Source organism: Bacillus sp. PAMC28748, assembly GCF_014250415.1.
GTDB lineage: Bacteria > Bacillota > Bacilli > Bacillales > Bacillaceae > Bacillus > Bacillus licheniformis.
In genome coordinates this window covers 2,759,990-2,783,761 of sequence record NZ_CP060192.1, presented here as the reverse complement: position 1 = coordinate 2,783,761, position 23,772 = coordinate 2,759,990, and the positions used below count along the sequence as shown (strand labels likewise).

The following is a 23,772-nucleotide window of genomic DNA, read 5'->3' as shown; positions in this document are numbered from 1 at the left end:
GCCATTTTGTGAATTTATTTTTCGATGCGGACGATGTCGTCCTGTGTCAGGCTGACATTGCCTTCTGCCTGCAAGCTCACGCTTTCTCCTTCTTGAAGGTTCGTGAACACGATCGGCGTCATCAGGGAAGGTACATTGTCCTTCACTTTTTCAATGTCGACTTCAAGCAGTTTCTGGCCAGGCTCAACCCTGTCACCTTCAGAAACAAATGAAGTGAAGCCTTCTCCTTTCAGACTGACTGTGTCGATTCCAAAGTGGATCAGAATTTCTCTGCCGCCGTCAGACTGCAGACCGATCGCATGCTTTGTCGGGAACACGTTCAGCACTTTCCCTCTTACAGGTGACACAACTGTGCCTTCTGCAGGAAGAATCGCAAATCCGTCACCCATCATTTTTCCGGAGAATACTTGGTCCGGAACATCTGCAATCGGATGAAGTTCACCCGCAAGCGGTGAAACGAATACTTCTTCACCTGATTCGTTTTGAAGAGGCTCAACCATAGCTTCTTCGATTTGCTGCTCCACTTCCTCGGCAGCGTTCGGCGCTTTTTCAGGACGAGGCGTCCGGCCTGACATAATGTCTTGCATTTGTGATTTTAAATTGTCGGATCTTGGTCCGAATATCGCTTGGATGTTATTGCCGACTTCCAGCACGCCGGAAGCGCCGAGTTTTTTCAAGCGCTCTTTGTCAACTTTCTTCTGATCGTTGACTGTTACGCGAAGTCTTGTGATACAAGCGTCAAGGTGCTTGATATTTTCCTGGTCACCCATCGCTTCAAGAATTTGATAAGGAAGATCTCCTGCTGCTTCTTTGCCTTCATCAGCGGGTTCTGCAGCTGCATCTTCGCGTCCAGGCGTTTTCAAGTTGAACTTGCGGATGGCAAATCTGAATCCGAAGTAGTAGATGACAGCCAGGACTAAACCGACAGGAATGACAAGCCACCAAGCTGTACGGTTCGGCAGAATTCCGAACAGGAAGTAGTCGATCAAACCGCCGGAGAACGTCATCCCGATCTTAACATTCAAGATGTCCATCATCATGAATGACAGGCCGGCAAACACACAGTGAATCGCAAACAGAATCGGTGCGACGAACAGGAATGAGAATTCGATCGGCTCAGTGATCCCTGTTAAGAATGATGTTAAGGCTGCTGACCCCATAATACCGGCAACAAGCTTTTTGTTCTGCGGTTTTGCTTCATGATAAATGGCAAGCGCTGCCGCAGGAAGACCGAACATCATGAACGGATACTTACCGGTCATAAATGTACCCGCTGTCAATTCGACGCCGTCTTTGATTTGCGCCATGAAAATTCTTTGGTCACCGCGGACAATTTCTCCCGCCTGGTTCGTATAGCTGAAGAACTCATACCAGAACGGCGAGTAGAAAATATGGTGCAGACCGAACGGAATCAGAGCCCGCTCAATCATTCCGAAGATGAGAGCTGCGACCGCTTCATTGGCTGCAAGCAGGTTCGTTGAAAAGCTGTTCAGTGCGCCTTGAATTGGCGGCCAGATAAACAGCATAACAAGTCCCAGCAGCAATGCACAAATAGATGTAATAATCGGAACAAAGCGCTTTCCGGCAAAGAATCCTAAATATTGCGGAAGCTCGATTGTGTAGAATCGATTGTACATGGCTGCGGCCAGGACACCGACAATAATACCCCCGAATACTCCCGTTGCCAATGTCGGTATCCCGAGCATTGTCGTGTATTCCGGATGGTTTTGAGTAAAGAACTGTGCTCTTTCAACTGCATCGCTTGGAATTGAACCGTTTTGAAGGAGCACTGCACTCATCGTGACATTCATAACAAGATATCCGATAATAGCAGCGATTCCGGCAACGCCGTCGCCGTTAGCCAAACCGATGGCAACCCCGACAGCGAAAAGGAGCGCCAAGTTGGTGAACACAACGTCACCTGAACTTTCCATCACTTTCGCAACAAGCTGAACGGTGCTGTTCGTTAAGAATGGTGCGACTTTTGTCATCTGCGGATTTTGCATGGCATTACCAAGCGCGAGCAGAATCCCTGCAGCCGGCAGGATGGCAACAGGAAGCATCAGCGCTCGTCCAATTTTTTGCAGAACGCCAAATAGCGATTTAAACATTTTTTAACCCCCTCTAAGAATAGTTTGACCTTACAGCAAAAATTCATGACAACTTCGTTCAAAAGACTGCTTTTTCATCTAAATAAACCGTTTACATTTCGCCTTTAGAACGACAAAAAAGGCATGGTGAAAGCGGGTACACTAAGAAACAAAAGACAGCGTCTTCATTTCTCCCTTTTTTCACTCATGCCTGATCGAATCAGTAACACGTTATAAAGGCGTTATGAAATTTTATTAGTCAAACGGTACAAATGCAATGTCAAATAAACGGCTTCTGCCTCATGAACCGGTTTCTTGAGCGCTTGCTGCAAGATCTTGATCATCTTCCAAGCAGTATTGTAACACAGCGGATATTCCGTTTTCAACAACAACATTAATTTTTCCGGTTCCTGAATCGGCTCGTCCCGTTTTATCCTGTCAATCGTAAAGCGCAAGTGCCTGATCAGCCGCAAATAGTTCACGCTTTCCCTGTTGACTTGCATCTGGAATGAATCTTCGATGACCTGGACAAGCCTGGAGATCAGTTGTGAATGCTGATTGACTTCAGAAAGCGGGCGGTTTGTCATCGCACTGTGGATATGAAGCGCGATGAACCCGATTTCACCTTCAGGCAGCTGAATGTCGGATTTTTCATTAATCATATCGACGGCTTCCTTGGCGACTTCGTATTCCTTCGGATAAAGCGATTCCGTCTCAAGCAAAAACGGATTTTTCATATCAAATCCCTTTTCTAGACGCTTAACTGCAAATGCGATATGGTCCGTCAGGGCGACATGAATGTGTTCGTTCAGCGGCTGGCCGATTTTTTGCGCGATATGGTAGATGACATCATTGGCGATATCAACCATTTTTTCATCGACATAAGTGAGGAGCTTCTTATACTGCGATTGTTCCTTATCATTTTCCAGGATAAACATTTTTTCGTAGTTCTCATGTTCGATAAGATCTCCGCGCTTTTTACCAAAACCGATTCCTTTGCCAATCAAGACAACTTCTCTGTAATCATCATGGAGAGCGATTAAAACGTTGTTGTTGAGTACCTTTTCAACGGTAAAGGATCTGTTCACGATCCTCAGCTCCTTTTTGTCATCAATCTCTCATATCGTACAAAACTCATGAAAGCGCGTCAATTTATTTTGACGTTTTTGATGAAAAATGTCGAATTTTGATCACTGTCTGGAAAAAGATTGATGTTTTGATTACACAGTCGCCCTTTTGATCAGCTTGTAAGGAACAGTCAGTTTTTCCGGCCCGGCGCCGCCGATTCTTTTTTGCAGAAGGCGAAACGCGCGCTTCCCCATTTCCTTTATATTGATTTCAATTGTTGAAATGCCGAGCACTTCGCTGATCGGCTGGTTGTCACAGCTTAAAATAGCGAGGCTTCCGGGAATATCCACTTGATGCCGCTGCGCTTCAAGAAAAATACCGGCTGATACTTGGTCGTTTGCGACAAAAACAGCCGTCGGCTTCTCCTCCATCCCTTTCCATTCGGAGAACAGTTTTTGCCCGTCGGTAATTGTCAGCGACCGCTCAAATACCCACTCTTCCCGGTAAGGCTCCCCGATCGCGGCCAAAGCTTCCTTGTATGCCTTGAGGCGAAAATGGCTGTTCATGCCGTTTTTCCTTGCCAAACCAATCGCGATTTTTGTGTGCCCTTTTTCAATTAAAAAATCCAATCCAAGTCTGAATGCTTCTTTATGCGGAATGCTGACCGTTGCAAAGTGCTGCTCGCCTGAGTCCTGGCACAGGATGAACGGGCCGGTTTCACGCCAGTCCAAAAGCGCTTCATCGGACATCGCTTTTGAACAGAAAATCAGGCCGTCCACCTGTCTTTGTTTCAGCTGCTCCAATGCAAAAATTTCTTTTTCCAATTGATAATTTGTTTGGTAAAGCGAAAAGTGAACGCCTTCCTTCGCAGCTTCTTCAGCGATTCCTTCCAGCAGCTCGCCGAAATAAGGAAGGCTGATGGTCGGCAGCACAACGCCTATCATGTTGGAAAAGCCTTTGGATAAATGAACGGCATGCATATTCCTTGCATATTCGAGGCGTTCAATCGTCTCAAGAACTATTTGACGCTTTTCTTCTTTGACATACGGGTGGCCGTTGAGAACCCTCGAAACAGTCGTGATGGAAACCCCTGCCGCTTCAGCTATTTCCCTGATATTTGCCATTCGTTTCCCTTCTTTCATTCAAATCTTTTCGCACATCCGGATCATTTCATCATAAAGAAATTATATCGCTTTGAGCCATAGATTTTGATCCTTTTGGCCATTTTTTCGGGATTCTATTGATATGAAGAAAACAGCGAAGAAGATTTCGGAGGAGGTACAAGGCGGCGAAAAAAATCGGCTGATATGAAAATATTTCACAATCAGCCGGATACTCGAAATATTTTTTATCTAAACCATGCTTTTCCTAGGTTATTCGTGAAATTGTGATCATTGAAAGGAACGTTTGCGCTTCCGAAATCCGTTGTGTTCAATGCGTTTCTTGCGGCAGGCGTCAAATCTTCCCACCCGATGAGAGGCTGGGTGCCGCCCTTTGCACTGTCCACATATAGGCTGTGGTTGATCGGCGGTTGAGGAGCATCATAGCGGATCTTCGGATGATCGCCTTCCATAATATTGTTGTTTGGCGCTGTTTTTTGAAATTTACCGTGTTGAGAATAAGCGATGGAAAGCACTTTTGGATTTTGATTTGCCGGATTGTCGATCCATACGACGATACCTTCCCAATCATGTCGATGGCCGAATGCTTTTAAAGGCAGAGGTGAATCTTTAGGAAAATACCATGCATACATAATCGCCCAAACTCCATTATACCATGCGGATCGTGAGTACACTTGTCCCACGCTTTTGCTGCAGTGGCCTTCGGGCGCTCCGGTAGGCTCCAGACCTCCGCTTGTGTTGCCTTGTGCGTCAACTGCCGGAAAAGGCACGCAGCCGCTCGCAACCTTCAAATAAGGCTGAAAACGTTTGGCCGCTTTTTGGGAAACCGTCACAGGGGTCACTTCGCTGAAGCCTTGCACTTTGTCATGATCAATGACTTTCGCCTCAGCTGCCGGTACTACACTGACAAAAGCAAACATCGACATAAACAGTACAAACCCTAATTTTTTCACTCTTTCTAGCTTCCTTTCAGAGGTAATGGATGGCTTCAAATCATTAGAAAAATCCTTAATGCTTATTTGTTTTATGGGTGATTCCGCAATCGTTGCGGAGACTGAAATATCTGGATGCGAGATGAAAAGATTTTGTCTAAAACAGTAATTTATCAGTGTTTTTCCCGTGTAATCCCCCCTTTCTTCTGAGCTAAGTATACAAATTTTTCACATGAGAATAATGATGCAATCCGATTATCTTTTGATCAAACTAAATCACCAAAACAAAAGCAAAAAGGCGTCATAGATTCATTCATCAAACGATCATCACAGGACTTTTTTGGCAGCATGCAGCCCCAATAAACTCAAGCGATGGTCAAAATATTCCAGAACCCTTTGGCATCAGAAGTTTCTTTTATTGATTTAGGGCTTGATATGGAAAGCGTTTCATAATTTAGAATGAAGACAGCACCGGTGCTGAACACGTTTACATTCCAGAAAGGAGAAGGAAAATGGGCATCTTCATTCTGATCCTATTATGTATCGTTATCGTGCTGTCTTCAAAAGCAGCGATGAAACCCCTCAAAGAAAAACACGAAATCAAACCATTCCGTTCCTTTGACGATTTCTTCATTTCAAAGGATTGACGGTGAGATGAAAAGATTCACTTCCGTAATAAAATAGAACCCGCGCACGGCGGGTTCCATTTTTTATGAAATGACAGTCAGCTCTTTTGGATACTTTGTCAGCGCTTCTGCTCCATCGGCTGTAACAAGTACATCATCCTCGATGCGAACGCCTCCGATTTCCGGCACATAGATGCCGGGTTCAATCGTGTATACCATGCCTTGTTTCAAAAGTTCGTCATTATTATGGCTCATGGACGGGTATTCATGAGGCGAAATCCCGAGCCCGTGCCCGAGGCGGTGCGGAAAGTAATCGCCGTAGCCCGCTTTTTCGATGATGCCGCGCGCTTTTAAATCAAGATCGCCGATTCTCACACCGGGTTTGCTCATCTTAAGCGCCTCCGTTTCGGCTTGAAGCACCGTATTATATATTTCTTTTTGTTTTTCGCTCACATTTTGATACACGAGCGTCCTTGTAATATCAGAGCAGTATCCGTCAATGATTACACCTAAATCAAAGAGGACGAAATCGCCCGGCTTGAGCGTCCGGCTGCCGGGGTTTCCGTGCGGCTGTCCCGATTTTTCTCCAAAAAGGACCATTGTGGAAAACGACATCCCCTGGACTCCTTTTTTCTTCAGCTCATACTCGATTTTAGCGACGACATCGATTTCCGCTATCCCCTCTTTTAATGCGGCGGCTCCTGCTTCGACCCCGTAATCGGCAAGCTTGGCCGCTTCGCGGAGGATGCTGATTTCTTTTTCGTCTTTGATGACGCGGATTTGGTTCAGCCTTTCTTCTGCAGAGACAAGCTCCGCACCGTTTGTGACCGCCTGCAGCATTTCGGCGCGCGAAAGAGCAAGCGTTTCTTTTTCAACCGCCACTTTTAAACATTGGCCGTTTCGCTTTTGAAGCGCTGAGGATATGAGTTCCCAAGGGTTTTGATGATCCCCGTATCCGATGATCTCATACGCCCAGCCGGCTGCTCTCGCCTGACCGGCCTCCATTTGCGGACAAACAAAAAACGGCTCTTCATCTTGAAAAATAAAAACGCCCATCAGCCGTTCATGCGGTTCTGTATAAAAGCCGGTAAGATAAAATACGTTTTCTTTTGAATGAATAAAAGCCGAAGATATGTTTTTTTCTTTCAGCCAGGAAGAGATTTGTTCAATTCTTTCCATGCTCTGTTCACTCCTTGAGACAGTTTCCGTACCATACATGTAAAATGTAAAAGCATCACATCCATTGTATCAGTTTTTCCCGTCTCTTGCTCACCGCTTATGTATTGTGGGGGTGCCGCCCGCTTCTATTATTGCCGCCTCTTCCTCAAACTGCCCTCTGATGTGAAAAACGGCTGCCGTTAGCATGCAGCCGTTTCTTTGCTTAGGATTTCAGCAGTCTGAGACCGTTTAAAATCACAAGCAGCGTGCTGCCTTCATGCCCGATGACACCGAGCGGCAGATCAAGAATTTGAAGAAAGTTGCTGCAGATTAAAAGACAGATCACAGCAAGCGAGAAAATGACGTTTTGTTTAATGATCGTATTCATTTTCCGGGAGAGCCGAATCATTTTGGTCAGTCCTGTCAATTCGTTTTTCATTAAAACGACGTCAGCCGTTTCCAGTGCGACATCTGTTCCTCCCCCCATTGCGATCCCCACATCAGCGGCGGCTAGGGCCGGTGCATCATTGATTCCGTCTCCCACCATAACGATTGTTCCGTATGTTTTTTTCAGCTTTTTCGCTTCCTCTACTTTTCTGTCAGGAAGGCATTCTGAAACGACGATTTTCAAGCCCGCTTCTCGTGCGATGGCCGCTGCGGTTTCAGGCTGGTCCCCTGTCAGCATCGCCGTCTGAACGCCAAGCGCGTTCAGCTCTTCGACCACCGCTTTTGCTTCCGGTCTGATTTGGTCTTTTAATGCAAAACACCCCGCGATTTTTTCGCCTTTTTTCATGAACACAATTGTTTTTCCCTGCTTGGCAAGCTCCTGAACAGCCGCCGTGAGAAATTGCCCGGCTGCCTCTTCCCCGACAAATCCGGCTTTGCCGATCAGCCATGTCTCTCCATTGTATCGAGCCTGAACGCCAAACCCTGACGTCTCCTCAATCGACACATTCGCGGCCGGCTTGATGCCTTTTGCTTCTGCATACTCGACAATCGCTTTGGCAAGCGGATGGCCTGACTGCTTCTCAATCGCAGCAGCAGCCTCCAAGCATTCGCGCTCCTCGATATCTGCAGCTAAAAGCATATCCTCCACGCCGGGCTTTCCGTTCGTAATCGTTCCCGTTTTATCCAATGCAACGATTTTGCTGTTGCCAAGCTTTTCAAGAAAGACGCTGCCTTTGACAAGCAGGCCGTTTCTTGCGCCATTTGATATCAGCGACAGCGCGGCAGGCATGATTGAAGCGACAAGGGCGCACGGCGAAGCGACGACCATGAACACCATCGCTCTGTAAAATGTCTCGCTCCAGCTCCAGCCAAGCAAAAAATGCGGCAGAAAGAGCAGCAGTCCGACAGCAAGCAAAACCCCTTTAACGTAAATATTTTCAAATCGCTCAATGAACGCCTGCGACGGTGAAACGCTGTTTTGCGCAGACTCAACGAGCCGAATGATCTTTTTGAACAACGAATCTTCATTTGCCTTTGTGACACGGACCGTGAGCGATCCGCTCAAATTGACCGTACCCGCAAAAACCGCGTCTCCGAGTGTTTTTTCGGCTGGGATGGATTCGCCCGTTAGAGCCGATTCGTCGATACTCGTTTTTCCGGTTTCGATTTCTCCGTCTGCCGCAATGCGTTCTCCAGGCTTCACAAGAATGAGGTCGCCCGCCTGAAGATCGGCTGCCGCCACGGTTCTTGTTCCTTCTTTTTCAAGCAAAACGGCTTCCTCCGGCTCCAATTTCATCAGTGAAGTCAAATCGCGTTTGCTTTTATTTAATGTATACGTTTCAAGCGCTCCGCTGAGAGAAAAGATAAAAATTAACACGGCCCCTTCAGCCCAGTAGCCGATCAGCGCAGACCCGACCGCCGCAAAAATCATCAAGAGTTCAACATTCAGCGTTTTTTCCGACAGCGTTTCTTGTATACCTTCTTTCGCTTTAGCAAAGCCGCCGATACAAAAAGCTAAAATAAACAGAACAACGGACAATGTTTCATTGCCGGACAACAGCCAGCCTGCAAGAATCAACAAACCCGACAAAAGCGCAGCTATCAATTCCCCGTGCTGCCTCCAATTTTCAAATTGCAACGTGTGACGGTTTTGCTGCGATTGCTTCCCGATCTCTAATTGCATCTCCAATATCCTCCCTAATTGAGAATGTAATTCATCGTCAATTTCCTTCTTAAAAAACAAATTGCCGCCTCATCGGCAGCATAAACATTAAGTATTTTATTTATATAAAGGGTATGACTGCTACTTGTCCATTGGACACACCCTTTTCTATTTCTCATTATAGCACGACATCCTACGTTTTCAAATAATAATTATTATAATTTCTTTATGATATTAATTATCATTTACATTTTAAAAAAAGCTGAACTCCCGGCTCAGCTTTTCCCTGCCCATTCCTTCATCTGTTCTACAGTAATGGGGCCGACAAACGTTTTCTCCAGCTCTCCTTTTTCATTAAAGAAAAAAGTCGTAGGAATTGTCATGACTTTATATGCTTTCATCATCTCACCCTTTTTGTCAAAAACGATCGGAAATGTCAGCTTGTTTGCTTTAATAAACTGTTTTACCTTCTGTTCGTTCTTTTCGGCATTCAGTAAATTAACGGTCACGAGCTTGACGCCGGATTGCTTGCTTTCATAGTAGGATTGGAATCGCGGAAGCTCTTCACGGCATGGCGGGCACCAGGTCGTCCAAAAATGAACGATCGTCTTCTGGCCTTCGGCGGGAATGACGACGCGCTGACCTTCGACCGTGTTCATCTGCATGACTGCCGGCGAAGCTTGTTTTGCAGATGCCTGCGGCTGAAATACGAATAACCCGGTAAAAAACAGCAGGATGAGCGGGTAAATGAGACTGATTCTTCGCATGGGAACTCCCCTTCTTTTTTAATATTAGCTTCCCCGCAAAAGCTAAAACTATGAAGAGGATCCATCAGCGGCTTTCAATTCTCGGAGATCGGGATTTGTTTGTCAAAAAAAGCGTGACGCCCAGCTCCTTGCAAATCGTCACATAATGCAGCGCCGTCAGCAAAATCATACCGGTATTCATCGCAAGAATGATCCCCGTCATCTGCAAAGTCTGCATGGACCCGAGAACATACATCATCAAAAACGATAAGACACTGGCCCAAACGTTATGATAAAAAGCATCTTTGGCCAACCCCATTCCGATTAAACAGGCCTGAAAAGGCATCGCAAAAAAGTGGAATAAAAAATACGGCCACAACATTTTAAGGTAAAACGACGCCTTGACCGAATCGAAAAATAAATGGGTCAGCGGCTCTGCAAAGTGATACATCACCATGACGGACGGTATGCCGTAAAACAGCGTAATAAAGATCGCCTGTTTAATCCGTTTGATCACTCTTTCGTATTGCCCGTAAGCGTAGCTTTCAGAAATGCTCGGGATCATGACGACCATCAGTGAATGGGCGATAAAAGCCGGAAAAAAGCCGATTGTCATCGCAACTCCCGAAAGCATGCCGAACTGGTCGATGGCCGATGTTCTTGATACGCCAGCGGCAAGCAGCGTCCCCTTCACCAAAAAAGGTTCGACGGCATTTGTCACAGCATGAAACACGCGCAGCCCCGTCGTCGGGATCGAAACAGTGAGCAGGCGTTTTAAAACATCGTTTCTCCGCAAGTGGATCTGCTGCCCTTTTTGAGCGGCACGCCTGACCAAAACAAACTGCGAAAACAAATAAACAAACACGACCACTTCACTTGCAACGAGGACAAACAATGAAATGAGAAGAGAAGTATCCAATTCAAAGGAATACCATTGAAAAAATAAAAACAAGCCGATGAGCTGAAAGATTTTTTTCAAGGCATTCGCCGTTGCGATTTTACCCATTTGCTGAACGCCCATGAAGTAGCCTCTCGCGATCGATGTGAATGCAACCGTAGGAATCATCCCGATCACAAGTCCTCTGATTAGAGGGTGGTAAGAATCAAAAACCGGAATAAATGGAAGAATGATCACTGCGGCTGCCGTGGAGAAAACCGTGCAGACCGCAGTCATCCGCAATGCATGTTTCAGCATGCTTTCGTGCAGCTTCGGGTTGGACTCGGCGATAAACTTCGATATTGATACGGGCAGCTCAAGGCTCGCAATCACCACGACCAAAAAAATGGAAGGCAAAACACTCATGTAGAGCCCCATGCCATGCTCGCCAAGCTCCCGTGCAAGAATCATGTTGATGACGAATTCAAGACATTCTGCAAAAAAAGCAGCTAGCGAAAGAAGAACGATTCCTTTTACAAAACGGTTCATGAGGTCTCTCCTTGTCTCACGGGTTTATCCCATCATATGAGACAAGTCTAAAAATTATTTTCTTTTTAATTGAAAATTGATTTTCATAAAGTATCAAAAATAAATTTTTTCTTGGGCTGTGAAAGATGATAATGCGTAAGAAAGAATCGCACAAAAAAAGCAGCCAAGGCGAATGGCCCTGACTGCTTTCTAGATCGCAAAGACATGATTGCCGATGCGCTTCACGACTTTTCTCGTTTTAATCCAGTCATCAGAAGCGATGTCGGGATTATAGAAAAATAAAGCTTCTGTTTCTTTTTTATTTTGATCTACCGCTTCTTCCACAGCTTCCACTGATTCGCGGTCTGCTTTTTTCTCGATGCTGCCGTTTAGAACGGGCTCAAAAGCGTTTCTTTGATAGATCACGCTTTTTACGCTGTCAGGAAATCGGCTGTCTTTCACCCGATTCAGGACGACATTGGCGACAGCCACTTTTCCTTCAAATGACTCGCCTTTCGCTTCGGCGTGTACAAGCCTTGATAAAAGATCTTTTTCTTTATGTGTAAGATCAGTCGTCTCTTCTTCAGCTTCTTCTATTTCCTCCTCCTCTTCAGCTGACAGATGCGCGGCTTCAATGAAGCTTTTCTCATCTGTCAATTGGGAAAAAGCAGGATTTTCTTCTTGTTTAAGGCTTTCCATCAGCCGTTCCATTTCCTGTTTATCTTTTTTCGAGAACAACATGACAGCTTGAGCATGCTCGATTCTTGCCGCCGGCAGCATGCAGATTAAAAACGCAGCTAGAGCAGCAAATTTCGATTTCATTTCCTTCCTCCTTGTCAAATCTTCATCGAAAAAAACATATGTTTTACAGTAACAAGACGATTCGCCGATTTCATTGCCAAAATGTTGGCATGACTTCCATCAAACCGTTCGGCTGTCACATTATTGCAGACAGCCGGCGGATTTCATGCAAAAAACACCAAAATCTCCAGAAACATATGGCTTCACACAAATAAAAAAAGCTTTCTCAGCCTGTCTGAGAAAGCTTTTTTCAGCTTCTTGCCTCTTTCATATATTGAAATATAATATCTCCGCCATGCTGGGCAATGCCGCGAAAATGCTTAAAATCTTCCTGCTTTGTTAAGATGGCTCTGAAAGAAAGAAAATCCTCTTTTTTCACACGGAGCTCATGAATGCTCCCTGACCTTAATTGCTCGATCTGATCGATGGCATTTTGCTCTGTCAACTTTTCTCTCCCCTTTTCTCTCATCATCTTTAACTAATTAACTATATCATTAAGTCACACCGGGTACAACAATAGTGATGCCGCTTCCCAAATCGCTTTACTTCTCCAAGAAAATATTGCAAAATACTTTCAATAGGTTAATTTACTTTAAAGGAGAGGAAGTCACTTGAAAATTGCAAAAGTCGGGAATGTCATCGAATTTAAAAACGGACTCACCGGAATCGTAGAAAAAGTAAACGAAAACTCTGTGATCGTCGATGTCACGATTATGGAAAACTACAGAGACTTGGAACTGGACTCCTTAACCGTCGTCAATCATAAAAACTATAAAATTATTAAAGACTCCCTGCATTAATCAGCCGCCCTTCACAGCAAAAAATTCACGATTTCCACGAAGCTTTATTTCCACAAGTTTTTCTACAAAAGGAAAACCGCCTGCCACCTTGGTCCGGCGGTTTTTTCCTCTGTCCCCTGCATCATCCCGAAGAAGTTTGATATGTTCAGGATGTCTTTTGAAGCATCGCACAGCGCCTTAATCGATTTTTGATTGGACAGCTGAAAAAACGGCGACTGTGCGAAATGAAACACCCGAACGGTTCCCCAGGACATTATTTTTCAAAATAGATGATGAAATCTCCACTTTTTCTTTCCCGCTCATATCCATACAGAAAATTGATCGGTTTCCAATCTCTTTATCGGTTAGGAAGACCTTATCGGCCAAGCGTGCTTTTTCTTGAATTATATCCTAGGTTTTTGTTGATTCTATTGTCACTCAAGTAAATGGTGTAAGTCCCCGGGGCCAGCTCTTCCATGTCCTCGATATCCTGGACAACTTGATTATAAATGCGCTCGTCCGGTCTTGTATTTGGTTTTTTCATATATAACCGTATATTGATATCACATGATTTTGGGGTGATTTCTTCATCTTCCAATTTCTCTTGCCAGTCTTTTTTGCTTCTTTTTGGGTTTTCTAAATAGGCTGAATAAAGGTCATCCTTCCAATCAGCATTTAAAGAAACAGCATAATAAGGCGTCTGATATCCCATACCGCTTGTGTTATCAACGGCTGCCTGCGTTTTACCTACAACCGGCTCTTCTTCTGCCAGCTTCTCTAAATAGTAATCTAGAGCGGCAAATTCGTCTTCAAAAGCCAACGCATATATCGCGCTTGTAATCGAGTCTTTTACGTCCCACTCCGATGAGCTGATCGCGTCAGCCTGCACCTCTTTCTTGTCCAAATCAATTTCAATTTTTGCGCTTGTGTAGAAATGCAAGTTTCCGACTGATTCGGCATACACAGTAACAAACCCATGCCCTCCGACAATGTTATGGACTTTTACCTTCGTTCTATATTGATCCAAAAAATAATCTTTTACCGTTTTTTCAACTTCATCTCGATGCGCTTCTGCGATCTCAGCGGTTTCCTTCTGATAACCTCTACTATGAATATGAAAATCCTGTCCTGTGTAATCTTGGACGCTGATTTCAGCTTCCCCGCTCTTCTGACATCCGCCTATAAATAAAAGTAAACCAATTCCAAGTGCTGCTGCTTTTTTATATTTCAAAAATGTATCCTCCAGTTCATACTGCATGCCCTTATACGATTTTATTGCATTCCGCTCCATGTTTGCTGATTGTTAGGCCCGCTTCATTATAAAACATATGGAGTGCATTTTTGGTACTCAATATATAAAACAGGACAATAGAACTAATAAAATTCGCATCATTAAGTTCTTTCGTTCTAGGTGAAAAAAATGCCCTTAAAAGGAATAGGCGTGCAACGATGCACGCCTGCTCAATACGAATATCTTTTTATTATTATGAACTTGGACGGTTTTGAAGGCAATTTCCCGATAACCAACTATGCATATTAAAGCTTAAGCCATATAATCTGAAAATGGATTCACCTTTCGTTTATTACACATCACACTATAAGTATGTAACAAATTATTATAAATCAAAAATTTCGTTGTTTTACAGCTTATCCTATTTCCGCATGCAAGTTATCTTCCCATCTTAAAAATGCCCAAAACTGCAATTTATCCATTTTAGAGGATTAAACGTGCCTACTGAAGAACTATTTTATGTTGAGGAGGCCTAAAAGGGGTAATAAAAACCGATTAGTTAAACAAACGAGAGATGAAAATAGAAAAAAGCCCGCTCAATCGAGTCGGGCCTTTTATTAATAATCGCAAATTTTATCTTTATATTCGGGCTTTCTTTCAGCATCGACTGTGAAGGACCCAACTTCGTCATTTGCCTTATCGTAAATACCCCATATTTTCTTTTTCTTATCATCATTTAGATACCCTTTAATATCAATTCCGCCCATTGGATTCACTTCGTAGTCATCATAATAATCAATTGACTTAATGTCCTTATAATTCGTTTTAATAAAGTCTGTCATTCTTTCCTTAGCTAAATTATAAAGCTCTTCTTTTTCTCTGTTATTATTTTGTTGCTTCATAAATATTCCTCCAGATGTTATAATGACCAGAGCAAGAAGGATAATTATGTATTTTTTCATAAAACCATCCTTTCCACGTTACATTTTACATAGTTTGCGGGGTTATGTACCTGAATAAAAAGAGCGATATTCCTAAATTAACAGATAAAGAGTATTATTTTCTTAGCCAAAACACATATAGTACCGATAAAATGAAAGAAGCATTCAAGGAAAGAACACCTATAGAGAGTAAATCAAATAAGGCTTTTTTTGTTGATAAAATTAAAAGGGACTCTGACACTGGACTTGATGCGTATGTTTTTGTTCAAGCAAAGAAAAAGGACGGTAAATGGGTTAAACCTAACGCACCAGAAAACGTCGTCGTGGCCTTCGCTGGAACAAATCCTAAAGAACAGTTTTTTCAAGATGTTATTGATGCAGACGGCGGTAACGTTGTTATGGGTCTTGATCCGAAAAAGAAATCGCAATACATAATCTAAAAAGATGCGAAGGATACATCAAAAACAATAGGAAAATACAACGCAACCCCCTCACAAGACGCGATGCTTAGCACCGGTAAATACAAATTAATTACGAAAACGTCCCAAATCGGGCAAGCTGATGATCTGGTACGGGAAGTTAAACAAAAGTATAAAGGCACCTCGACGGTTATTTCAACCACCGGACACTCTCTTGGCGGCGCAGAGGCTGAATACAGCGCTGTGAACAATGATATATACGCAGTCGCATTCAACAATCCTTCCGTCGTTAAATTGCATTCTGAAGAAAAGCAAAAGGAGATCCGAAGCGGCAAATATGACTCGTCTGTAAAAGCGATTGTCAATCCGGATGATATGACTGGTTCCGGCTGGTGGAATGAGTACGAACGACACGCAGGCAGAACAATATATACCAAAGACCCCTCTACTTCGCGTGTGGAACGACAAATACGACTAGATCCGAAGTATAACGGCGGTATATTTGGCACAGTGTTTAATGTCGCTGTAGACTACATTGCTACCACAGCAATGGGAATGCCGGATACACACGGCCTCAACAAAGGCAACTTTACCTTCGACGAAAACGGCAACGTTCAAAATATAGAGGGCGATGAACTCGTTTATGACAAAAATTTAAAAGCGATGCTTCCACCGGAAGTTGCATCCGGAAGTGGCGCAATTAAAGTAACGCCCGAAGTTGCCAAGCAGCTCGCGCAAAAAGTAAATGCTTGCGGACGATGAAACGCGAAGCCGAAAACGCTTATCAGGAACACGACGCCGAGATCAACGACCTGAAGCACGATACCTACCGTCAAGTCGGCCACGGTTTATACGACAAGCTGACACTCGAGGATGTAAACAATACGCTGAAAAACCTGGCGCAGTCGTTTGACAAAAAAGGCAATCCGCTATTTTACGATGTTCATGCCGAAAAAGCTTACATCGCCTCATTAAAGGACACGATTTCAGATTTAGAAGACATCAGCGGATACCTGGCGCAGATTGCAAAAGATTTTAAATCGAAAGATAAAATGCTGGCAAATTGGCTTAAACTTTAGGAGATGAAACAATGGAAAATTTCAACAAACTGGCTTCACTCAACAACTTAAACTGAGATCAAGAAGATACCCTCTTCATACGGCGCAATCAGCTTCAAATGCTGAAAACGGGCATGAGAGTAACAGCCGCAACTAAGCTTGAAGGCATTAAAACGACGCTAAGACCGAAGTTTAAAATAGACGATATACAAAAAGAAATGAACAGCGTTTATTCATCGCTTCTCTACAGCTTCGAAGGAAAAGCGCAGCAGGCGCTTGCTCAGCGAATCAGTCAAAGCGCCCAGCAGCTTATTGCGACAGAGAAGGATGGAGAAAGTTTTGTGAATGGATTTAAGACAAGATGAAGGCGCCTTAATTGGCGTCTTATTTTAATTTAATCTAACAAGACTCTCTGCTCTGTGTTTACCACAATAAAAAGACGTCGATCATGCGTCAGCGTCTTCTGCTTCACCTCAAATAACTCCTCGACTATTCACGTTAAAAGGAAAGACACGCCAATCGCCAGCTGTTTTATTTTATAACACAACATATGCTAGACGACTTGTTGATACATATTCCTTTAAAGCTATTCTATTATAAATTCAAAATATGTTTGGGAAAAATCGATTCTTTTTCACTCCTCGACGATCTGTAGGATTCAGTACGCGCTTAACATATTTAGGGCTTTTATTTGCATATAAGCGGAAGCCGTAGAGGTCTGCAAGATGTGTGTGTACTCTGCAGACGTGTCGGCTTTGTTTCCGCAAGTAACGCCATCTTGTCTAAAAATCAAAAGATCAGTCCATAACAATAATAAAATCATCAATTTCAATATATTTTTATTGTAAAACGATAAATAATGTGTTAAATTCAAATCGACAAAAATAAGTGAGGTGCTTTTAATGAAACGGGGATCAACTCTCTTTTTAAAGATAGCTGTTATTCTTATTGGAATCCCAGTTCTTGCTTTGTGCATATTTTTTGTGCCGGAAATAGCGAATTTTGCAGCCGAATTGTATCCGGGTATTTCTTATTTGAAATATCTCGTATATGCCGATTTGTATGCAGCGGCGATACCTTTTTATTTTGCTCTGTATCAAGCCTTTAAACTTTTAAGCTATATTGACCAGAATAAAGCTTTCTCAGAATTATCTGTACGGGCTTTAAAGAATATAAAATACTGTGCAATCACCATCAGTATTTTATTTGCGGCAGGCATGCCGCTCTTCTATCTTATCGCAGAGATGGACGACGCTCCAGGGATCATACTGATCGGGTTGGTCCTTATTTTTGCTTCAATGGTTATCGCAGTCTTTGCCGCTGTTCTCCAAAGGCTATTGCAAGAAGCGATTGATATAAAATCAGAAAATGATTTAACAGTCTGAGGTGATAACAATGGCAATTATAATCAATATCGATGTGATGCTGGCTAAAAGGAAAATGAGTGTAACAGAACTTTCTGAGAAGGTTGGAATCACAATGGCGAATCTTTCTATATTGAAAAATGGAAAGGCAAAGGCCATTCGATTATCAACTTTAGAGGCAATTTGTAAGGCGTTAGAATGTCAGCCCGGAGATATTTTGGAATACCGAAGTGATGAAGACACCCAGGATTAAAAAAGTATTTAATATGGAAAGAAACCATTTTTTTGGCGGTGATCCTATGCGCATACCTGTAAGCCGGTTTAGCTGCTATACTAAGCTGGCCTCGCATATATTCAGAAAAAAACTTCGGAGGCACACATCATGAGAGCACTAAAACAACTCGTTCGTTTTGGTTGGGAGCAGTCCTTGTCATGTGTATTTCCTGTCGTTATTTTTGCCTCTTTGGCTGTTACACAAATCATACCTCTTCCCTTCCTGCCGCGGTATGACTTGCTGCTCATCATCTGTGTTCTCATGCAATGGTGGATGGTGCGTTCCGGTCTTGAAACACGGGATGAATTAAAAGTAATCACATTGTTCCACATTATTGGACTTGCTCTTGAGCTTTTCAAGGTGCAAATGGGCTCCTGGTCTTATCCGGAGGAAGGTTACTCCAAAATCTTTGGGGTGCCTTTGTATAGCGGCTTTATGTACGCAAGTGTAGCCAGTTATCTTTGCCAGGCTTGGAGGAGGCTCAAGGTTGAACTGGTTAAGTGGCCGCCGTTTTACGTCGTTGTACCGCTGGCCGCTGCGATTTATTTAAATTTTTTCCTCCATCATTTTTGGATTGACGTCCGCTTTTGGTTATCTGGACTTGTGATAATTGTCTTTTGGAAATCATGGGTCATATACGAGGTTAATGGGATTCGTTACCGTATGCCGCTCGCACTTTCTTTTGTGCTCATCGGATTTTTTATATGGATAGCCGAAAATATCGCAACGTTTTTTGGGGCCTGGACATATCCAAACCAAACCAGTACGTGGAGTCTCGTTCATGTAGGGAAAGTGAGTTCATGGCTCTTATTAGTGATTGTCAGCTTTCTAATCGTAGCCACGTTAAAACAGGTGAAGGGGAAAGATTCCACTAGAGTGGATGCTGGTCAATTTTTATAACTCTTTATTTTAAAAGGGTTTCGAGGAGCTGTGGAAGCTGTTGCAGGCATCAATAAAAGATCAATATTTTCTTTAAGTTGATCATTCACAAATCGAATTACTTCTTTATTAGGCCAAGTTTCATTTTCATGGATGCACAGGGTTTATCCGCAAATTCCTTCAAATAGTAAACCCTTCAAGATCGCGGTGGACGAAATTTCCCTTCGAGAATACTGCAGGTGCGGCTTGAAAAAGAGCATATAGAGATTCAGGCGTCTTAGCAGGCGTCTTTTTGTTGCTGATTTTATTGCGGCATACCGAAAATTTTTTCACTTTTCAACCTATTATCACCCGAATTATAGTAATATATTTACAAAAATGAAATAAAAAGGTATAGGCGGAAGTGAAACAGTTAATACCCTCGTCAAAAGTCGGAGTGAAAATCCACGAATGGTATAAAATGATAAGAGAGTTTAGCGTACCGGATGCAGAGGCTTTAAAAGAAGAAGTAGAGAAGGAAATTAATCAAATGGAAGAAGATCAGGACTTACTCCTTTACTATCAGTTGATGTGTTTTAGACATCAATTAATGTTAGAATATTTAGAACCTACTAACAAAAGAAAACAAGGACAATCAATAAACAAATTGTTGGCCCAAATCGAGGAGCCTCGAAGAGATTTAAATGGCCTCCTTAGTTACTACTCATTTTTCTTTAGGGGCATGTATGAATTTGAGAAAAAACAGTACATCAAAGCAATAGAGTTTTATCGAAACGCAGAAAAACAGTTGGCTCTCATTACGATGTTATAGAACAAGCCGAGTTTCACTTTAAAATGGCTGAAGCATACTACATCATGAAACAGACACATGTATCATATATTAAGGGCCTTTAAAATATACAATAATCATGAACTCTACACAGTCCGTAAAATCCAATGTTTATTTGTTATCGCGGGTAACTATGACGATTTAATGCGCCATGACAAAGCCTTACCCCACCTGGAAAATGCACTTGAATTAGCGATAGAGATCGACAATAAAAGGCTCATTAGTTCTGCCTATTTTAATATAGCCGACTGTCATGAATGTATGGGAGACATTGATGCAGCAGTTGAATATGCTGAAAAAGCCGTAGAGATTAATCTAAAAGAAGAATATAACAACCTACCACAATCATTATATTACTCTACTCAACTTCTTTTTAAGCAGAAAAACTACGAGCGCGCAATCGAGATATTTCTTATTGGTTAGACAAACAGCTCGAAAATTCAACGATACCCTATTCACTTCTCTATTTGAATATCTTGAGGCGTTATATATCTATTCTGTGAATAAAGAAGAGATTTTAGAGGTATTTAAATACTTGGAGGAGAATAAAATATTTGCATACATAGAAGAGCTTTCGCTTGAAGTCTCTAACCAATACCTTGAAAGAAAAGACCATAGAAACTCAATCGAGTTCCTTCAAAAAATGATGTATGGGCAAACAAAAATTAAAAAAGGGGAGTGTCTCTATGAGTATTAAAAAGCTCGTTATTCCCATTTTAGCCGCCGCGTTATTAACGATGGGTATTAGCGTTGTTTCAGCAACCGACCAGTCTGACGGCGTATATCAAATCGCTACCCGTAAGCAAACGTAAGAAACGCCCCAAATGTGGGGCGCTTTTTATTTCTACGGTTTCTTAACGTTAAACATCGTGATTAACTTCTTATCAGCTGTCGGTAAGATTAACGTATACCATTCCGACTCAGTGCCAACCTTCCTTTAAAAGCCTCCACAAATTCTTCAACGCTCCTCCCGTCTATAACGATCGATTGTTTCTTTACGTAAGCCCTCCAACATCTTCGCGTTACATATTTGTGTGTATACGAATAAGACATGCTCTTGGCACTATGTCTTCGTCTCTGCTATATACCTCCCATCCCCTCCTCAAAGTCAGAATAACTAGATTTTTATGTTTAAAGAAAAAACAGAAAACATCCTTTGTAACATGAGGACAAAGCTACATTTTTTCACGAATAAATGAACAAACAAGACTAAAAACAGACGGAAACCATCTAAATACCGAACGCTAGAGCATTCGCAGTTAACGACGAACTGTCAAGCGGAGACGTTAACGAGGCGAGTGACGACGAAGTTTCCTCCTCTTTACCTTTCAATTAACAATTCGAATCGTATTTCATATACCCGGACTAGCATTCGACCAATACGCTTGGTAATTGTTCGTGGAAATTTCGAACAAAAAAGACGCGTAACAGTACGCGTCTCGGTCACACATCGATCACAAACCTTCGCTTCATCTGCCCGCATCATCACCGATTATCAATCGTCTCCGGATACAGATCATGGTTCATCATCCGATACTCGGCCATTTTTTCATACTTTGTGCCGGGCTTGCCGTAGTTGGTGTACGGGTCGATCGAGATTCCGCCCCTCGGCGTGAATTTGCCCCAGACTTCGATGTAGCGCGGGTCCATCAGCTCAATTAAATCGTTCATGATGATGTTCATGCAGTCTTCGTGAAAATCGCCGTGGTTTCGGAAACTGAAGAGATACAGTTTCAAAGACTTGCTTTCTACCATTTTTTTATCAGGGATGTAGCTGATGTAGATCGTGGCAAAATCGGGCTGTCCGGTTTTCGGGCACAGCGATGTGAATTCAGGGCAGTTGAATTTCACGAAATAGTCCCTGTTTTCGTGTTTATTCGGGAAAGACTCAAGCACTTCCGGAGAATAGTCAAACAAATAATTGGTGCCTTGATTTCCAAGAAGGGTTACGCCTTCCAGTTCTGAATCTTTTCTTGTCGTCATCATTCATCTTCCTTTCTTAAATCAAACACCCCGTTTGTTTCCCCAGATCAGGGTGTGGAGCTGCGGGAGAACGCGGACGCGGTTCAATTCAGGGTCGCGCGTGACCGCTTCTACCAGCTGTTCATATTTTTGGAGCAGCCGTTCGACGAGCCGCTCTTGGTCTTCTGTATGAACGTCATCATTTCCGACCTGAAGAAAAAACGGGATATCGGGATAACGCTGGTGAACTTGTTTTGCAAATTGAAGGTCGTCCGCCGTGAAAATGACGACCTTCAAACTTGCCGCAGCCGCCCGGCCGTGTTCCTTCAGCCTGTCAACAATATGATCAAGCCTGTTAAAATCGGTTTTCATATTGGAGCTCGGCGGCTTTGGCGAAATTGTTAAATCATCGATTCCGGTAAACCAGTCTTGATAAAACGTTCCTTGCGTCTCAAGCGCTGTCCGTATACCGTTTTCTTTTAAAAGGGAAATCAGTCCGTCCAGCTGTTTTAAAAGCGCCGGGTTGCCTCCTGAAATCGTAACGTGCGAGAATGCGTTTCCGCCGATGTCTTTAAGAGATTCGTACACTTCTTCCGCGGTCATCCATTTGATGTCTTTTTTCGCCGAACCGTCCCAGGTAAAAGCTGAATCGCACCAGCTGCACGAATAGTCACAGCCGGCTGTTCTGACAAACATCGTCTTTTGGCCGATGACCATCCCCTCTCCCTGAACCGTCGGACCGAAAATTTCAAGTACGGGAATCGGCTTAGCCATGCTGAACACCCGGTTTCGGACGGTACACGACATAGCTTGTCGGCGTTTCCCTGACAAACACCTGGACGCAATGCGGACGGTTGTTGAGATCTTTCAAATAAGCCTCTACTTTATCGTAAATCGTTTTGGCCACGACTTCTGTCGAAGGGATCCGATCCGCGCTTTCACCTGAAAATTCCTGATGATCATTTAAAAGCGTATGATCGTATTCTCCGTGGATCAATTTTTTAATGGTGCTGAAGTTGACAAGGAAACCTGATGCATTCAACTCATCCCCGGCAATCGTAATATTGATTGTATACGTATGCCCATGGACTCTGCTGCATGCGCCTGCATCCTCTCTCGGAATAAAATGTGCAGCTGACATTTGCATATCTTTATTTAATTCAAAAGAGTAAGGATGGCTTGGTTGCGGATAAATTTGTGTAAGCACTGTTAAGCTCGCTCCTTTTTCATTTTCATATATTCATTGTAGCCGTTTGCGCGAAGCTTGCAGGCCGGGCATTCGCCGCAGCCGTCGGCAATGATTCCGTTGTAGCACGTCAGCGTCTCGTTTTTCACGAAATCAAGCGCATCAAGCTCATCGGCGAGCTCCCACGTTTCCGCCTTGTTCAGCCACATAAGCGGCGTATGGATGACAAACGGGCGCTCCATCGCCAAGTTGACAGTGACATTGCAGGATTTGACGAACTCATCACGGCAATCCGGATACCCGCTGAAGTCTGTCTCGCATACGCCTGTAATGATGTGCCGCGCGCCGACCTGGTAGGCCAGGATCGAAGCGAACGATAAAAACACGAGGTTGCGTCCCGGAACAAAAGTGGACGGAAGCTCGCCTTCTTTCGCCTCAATCTCGATATCATCCCTTGTCAAAGCATTCGGCGCGAGCTGATTTAACAGTTCCATATCAAGAAGGTGATGCTTGACGCCAAGCTTTGCAGCGATCTTTTTCGCGACTTCGATTTCCTGCTTGTGCCGCTGATTATATTGAAACGTGACCGCCTCCACCTCCTGAAATTGCCGAAGCGCCCACAATAGGCAAGTCGTACTGTCCTGACCGCCGCTGAATACGACGATCGCTTTTTCCTGTTTCATAGTTCCTCCTTCTCCGCTTTTCGTCACCATTTCATAAAAGAAGAGATTCAATGATATCTAAACGAAAAAACACCTTTCTCTGTGAGAAAGGTGCTCTAGCAAAAAAACAA

The 23,772-nt window shown here is 43.4% G+C and carries 24 protein-coding genes and 2 pseudogenes; 9 read left to right on the top strand and 17 right to left on the bottom strand.

Annotation, left to right across the window (positions count from 1 at the left end; translation table 11 throughout):
* Positions 1 to 14: 14 nt before the first annotated feature.
* The 4 genes from ptsG to H7F26_RS14315 form a co-directional block, all read right to left on the bottom strand.
* A complete protein-coding gene (gene ptsG / locus H7F26_RS14330) occupies positions 15 to 2,111 on the bottom strand; it encodes a glucose-specific PTS transporter subunit IIBC (protein ID WP_003181245.1) in 2,097 nt (698 codons plus the stop codon).
* 221 nt (positions 2,112 to 2,332) lie between these two features.
* Positions 2,333 to 3,178, bottom strand: coding sequence for a glucose PTS transporter transcription antiterminator GlcT (gene glcT, locus H7F26_RS14325; protein WP_003181243.1), 846 nt, complete (start codon positions 3,176 to 3,178; stop codon positions 2,333 to 2,335).
* A 132-nt stretch (positions 3,179 to 3,310) separates the two neighbouring features.
* A complete protein-coding gene (locus H7F26_RS14320) occupies positions 3,311 to 4,282 on the bottom strand; it encodes a LacI family DNA-binding transcriptional regulator (RefSeq protein WP_069500447.1) in 972 nt (323 codons plus the stop codon).
* 224 nt (positions 4,283 to 4,506) lie between these two features.
* Complete coding sequence (locus H7F26_RS14315) at positions 4,507 to 5,232, bottom strand: NPP1 family protein (RefSeq protein ID WP_009328598.1); 726 nt, start codon at positions 5,230 to 5,232, stop codon at positions 4,507 to 4,509.
* Between the two features lie 491 nt (positions 5,233 to 5,723).
* Here H7F26_RS14315 and H7F26_RS22030 point away from each other — a divergent pair, with 491 nt between their 5' ends.
* The gene (locus H7F26_RS22030; RefSeq protein WP_003181237.1) at positions 5,724 to 5,858 is read left to right on the top strand and encodes a hypothetical protein; all 135 of its coding nucleotides are present in this window, start codon (positions 5,724 to 5,726) and stop codon (positions 5,856 to 5,858) included.
* Between the two features lie 63 nt (positions 5,859 to 5,921).
* On the opposite strand, the gene H7F26_RS14310 is transcribed toward H7F26_RS22030, so the two are convergent.
* The 6 genes from H7F26_RS14310 to H7F26_RS14285 all read right to left on the bottom strand — a co-directional run bounded on the left by H7F26_RS14310 (position 5,922) and on the right by H7F26_RS14285 (position 12,526).
* Positions 5,922 to 7,016, bottom strand: coding sequence for a M24 family metallopeptidase (locus tag H7F26_RS14310; RefSeq protein WP_003181235.1), 1,095 nt, complete (start codon positions 7,014 to 7,016; stop codon positions 5,922 to 5,924).
* A gap of 202 nt (positions 7,017 to 7,218) precedes the next feature.
* Positions 7,219 to 9,126 (bottom strand): heavy metal translocating P-type ATPase, encoded by a 1,908-nt coding sequence (locus H7F26_RS14305; protein WP_009328599.1) that lies wholly within the window; start codon positions 9,124 to 9,126, stop codon positions 7,219 to 7,221.
* 254 nt (positions 9,127 to 9,380) lie between these two features.
* The gene (gene stoA / locus H7F26_RS14300; RefSeq protein WP_009328600.1) at positions 9,381 to 9,872 is read right to left on the bottom strand and encodes an endospore biogenesis thiol-disulfide oxidoreductase StoA; all 492 of its coding nucleotides are present in this window, start codon (positions 9,870 to 9,872) and stop codon (positions 9,381 to 9,383) included.
* Positions 9,873 to 9,936: 64 nt separating this feature from the next.
* Positions 9,937 to 11,277, bottom strand: a complete 1,341-nt coding sequence (locus H7F26_RS14295; RefSeq protein ID WP_003181231.1) for a polysaccharide biosynthesis protein — start codon at positions 11,275 to 11,277, stop codon at positions 9,937 to 9,939.
* A 189-nt stretch (positions 11,278 to 11,466) separates the two neighbouring features.
* Positions 11,467 to 12,078 carry a cell wall hydrolase gene (locus H7F26_RS14290; RefSeq protein ID WP_003181229.1) on the bottom strand — a complete coding sequence of 204 codons (612 nt, stop codon included), beginning with the start codon at positions 12,076 to 12,078 and terminating at the stop codon, positions 11,467 to 11,469.
* A gap of 229 nt (positions 12,079 to 12,307) precedes the next feature.
* Positions 12,308 to 12,526 (bottom strand): hypothetical protein, encoded by a 219-nt coding sequence (locus tag H7F26_RS14285; protein ID WP_223307092.1) that lies wholly within the window; start codon positions 12,524 to 12,526, stop codon positions 12,308 to 12,310.
* A 142-nt stretch (positions 12,527 to 12,668) separates the two neighbouring features.
* Between H7F26_RS14285 and H7F26_RS14280 the strand changes: the two genes are divergently transcribed.
* Positions 12,669 to 12,857: a YkvS family protein gene (locus H7F26_RS14280; RefSeq protein ID WP_003181225.1), complete on the top strand. Its 189-nt coding sequence runs from the start codon at positions 12,669 to 12,671 to the stop codon at positions 12,855 to 12,857.
* A 62-nt stretch (positions 12,858 to 12,919) separates the two neighbouring features.
* Here the strand turns inward: H7F26_RS14280 and H7F26_RS14275 are convergent, their stop codons facing one another.
* The 3 genes from H7F26_RS14275 to H7F26_RS14265 form a co-directional block, all read right to left on the bottom strand.
* Positions 12,920 to 13,090 (bottom strand): hypothetical protein, encoded by a 171-nt coding sequence (locus H7F26_RS14275; RefSeq protein ID WP_003181224.1) that lies wholly within the window; start codon positions 13,088 to 13,090, stop codon positions 12,920 to 12,922.
* Between the two features lie 122 nt (positions 13,091 to 13,212).
* On the bottom strand, positions 13,213 to 14,067 hold the full coding sequence (locus H7F26_RS14270; RefSeq protein WP_003181221.1) for a DUF1672 family protein: 855 nt from the start codon (positions 14,065 to 14,067) through the stop codon (positions 13,213 to 13,215).
* Between the two features lie 617 nt (positions 14,068 to 14,684).
* Positions 14,685 to 15,029: a DUF1433 domain-containing protein gene (locus H7F26_RS14265; RefSeq protein WP_003181219.1), complete on the bottom strand. Its 345-nt coding sequence runs from the start codon at positions 15,027 to 15,029 to the stop codon at positions 14,685 to 14,687.
* A 44-nt stretch (positions 15,030 to 15,073) separates the two neighbouring features.
* On the opposite strand from H7F26_RS14265, the pseudogene H7F26_RS14260 reads away from it, so the two are divergent.
* The 7 genes and pseudogenes from H7F26_RS14260 (at position 15,074) to H7F26_RS22025 (ending at position 20,643) form a co-directional block, all read left to right on the top strand.
* Positions 15,074 to 16,506 (top strand): annotated as a pseudogene (locus tag H7F26_RS14260) (lipase).
* A 77-nt stretch (positions 16,507 to 16,583) separates the two neighbouring features.
* Positions 16,584 to 16,850 carry a hypothetical protein gene (locus H7F26_RS14255; RefSeq protein ID WP_171970000.1) on the top strand — a complete coding sequence of 89 codons (267 nt, stop codon included), beginning with the start codon at positions 16,584 to 16,586 and terminating at the stop codon, positions 16,848 to 16,850.
* 537 nt (positions 16,851 to 17,387) lie between these two features.
* A complete protein-coding gene (locus H7F26_RS14250) occupies positions 17,388 to 17,870 on the top strand; it encodes a DUF2975 domain-containing protein (RefSeq protein WP_003181211.1) in 483 nt (160 codons plus the stop codon).
* 10 nt (positions 17,871 to 17,880) lie between these two features.
* Positions 17,881 to 18,102 (top strand): helix-turn-helix domain-containing protein, encoded by a 222-nt coding sequence (locus H7F26_RS14245; RefSeq protein ID WP_003181209.1) that lies wholly within the window; start codon positions 17,881 to 17,883, stop codon positions 18,100 to 18,102.
* Positions 18,103 to 18,231: 129 nt separating this feature from the next.
* Positions 18,232 to 19,023, top strand: a complete 792-nt coding sequence (locus tag H7F26_RS14240) for a DUF817 domain-containing protein (protein ID WP_003181208.1) — start codon at positions 18,232 to 18,234, stop codon at positions 19,021 to 19,023.
* A gap of 382 nt (positions 19,024 to 19,405) precedes the next feature.
* Positions 19,406 to 20,528, top strand: a pseudogene (locus H7F26_RS14235) (tetratricopeptide repeat protein).
* Entirely contained in the window at positions 20,518 to 20,643 is a 126-nt protein-coding gene (locus H7F26_RS22025; RefSeq protein ID WP_016885803.1) for a hypothetical protein, read from the top strand. The pseudogene H7F26_RS14235 and the gene H7F26_RS22025 overlap by 11 nt, the downstream one beginning before the upstream one ends.
* Before the next feature lie 673 nt (positions 20,644 to 21,316).
* Here the strand turns inward: H7F26_RS22025 and queF are convergent.
* Genes queF through queC form a run of 4 tightly spaced genes read right to left on the bottom strand, consistent with a single transcriptional unit; the run spans position 21,317 to position 23,662 of the window.
* A complete protein-coding gene (queF, locus tag H7F26_RS14230) occupies positions 21,317 to 21,814 on the bottom strand; it encodes a preQ(1) synthase (protein ID WP_009328607.1) in 498 nt (165 codons plus the stop codon).
* A 21-nt stretch (positions 21,815 to 21,835) separates the two neighbouring features.
* Positions 21,836 to 22,567 (bottom strand): 7-carboxy-7-deazaguanine synthase QueE, encoded by a 732-nt coding sequence (gene queE / locus H7F26_RS14225; protein ID WP_003181103.1) that lies wholly within the window; start codon positions 22,565 to 22,567, stop codon positions 21,836 to 21,838.
* Entirely contained in the window at positions 22,560 to 23,000 is a 441-nt protein-coding gene (queD, locus tag H7F26_RS14220) for a 6-carboxytetrahydropterin synthase QueD (RefSeq protein ID WP_003181100.1), read from the bottom strand. Before queD ends, queE begins: the two co-directional genes overlap by 8 nt.
* 2 nt (positions 23,001 to 23,002) lie before the next feature.
* Entirely contained in the window at positions 23,003 to 23,662 is a 660-nt protein-coding gene (queC, locus tag H7F26_RS14215) for a 7-cyano-7-deazaguanine synthase QueC (RefSeq protein WP_003181098.1), read from the bottom strand.
* Positions 23,663 to 23,772 lie beyond the last annotated feature (110 nt).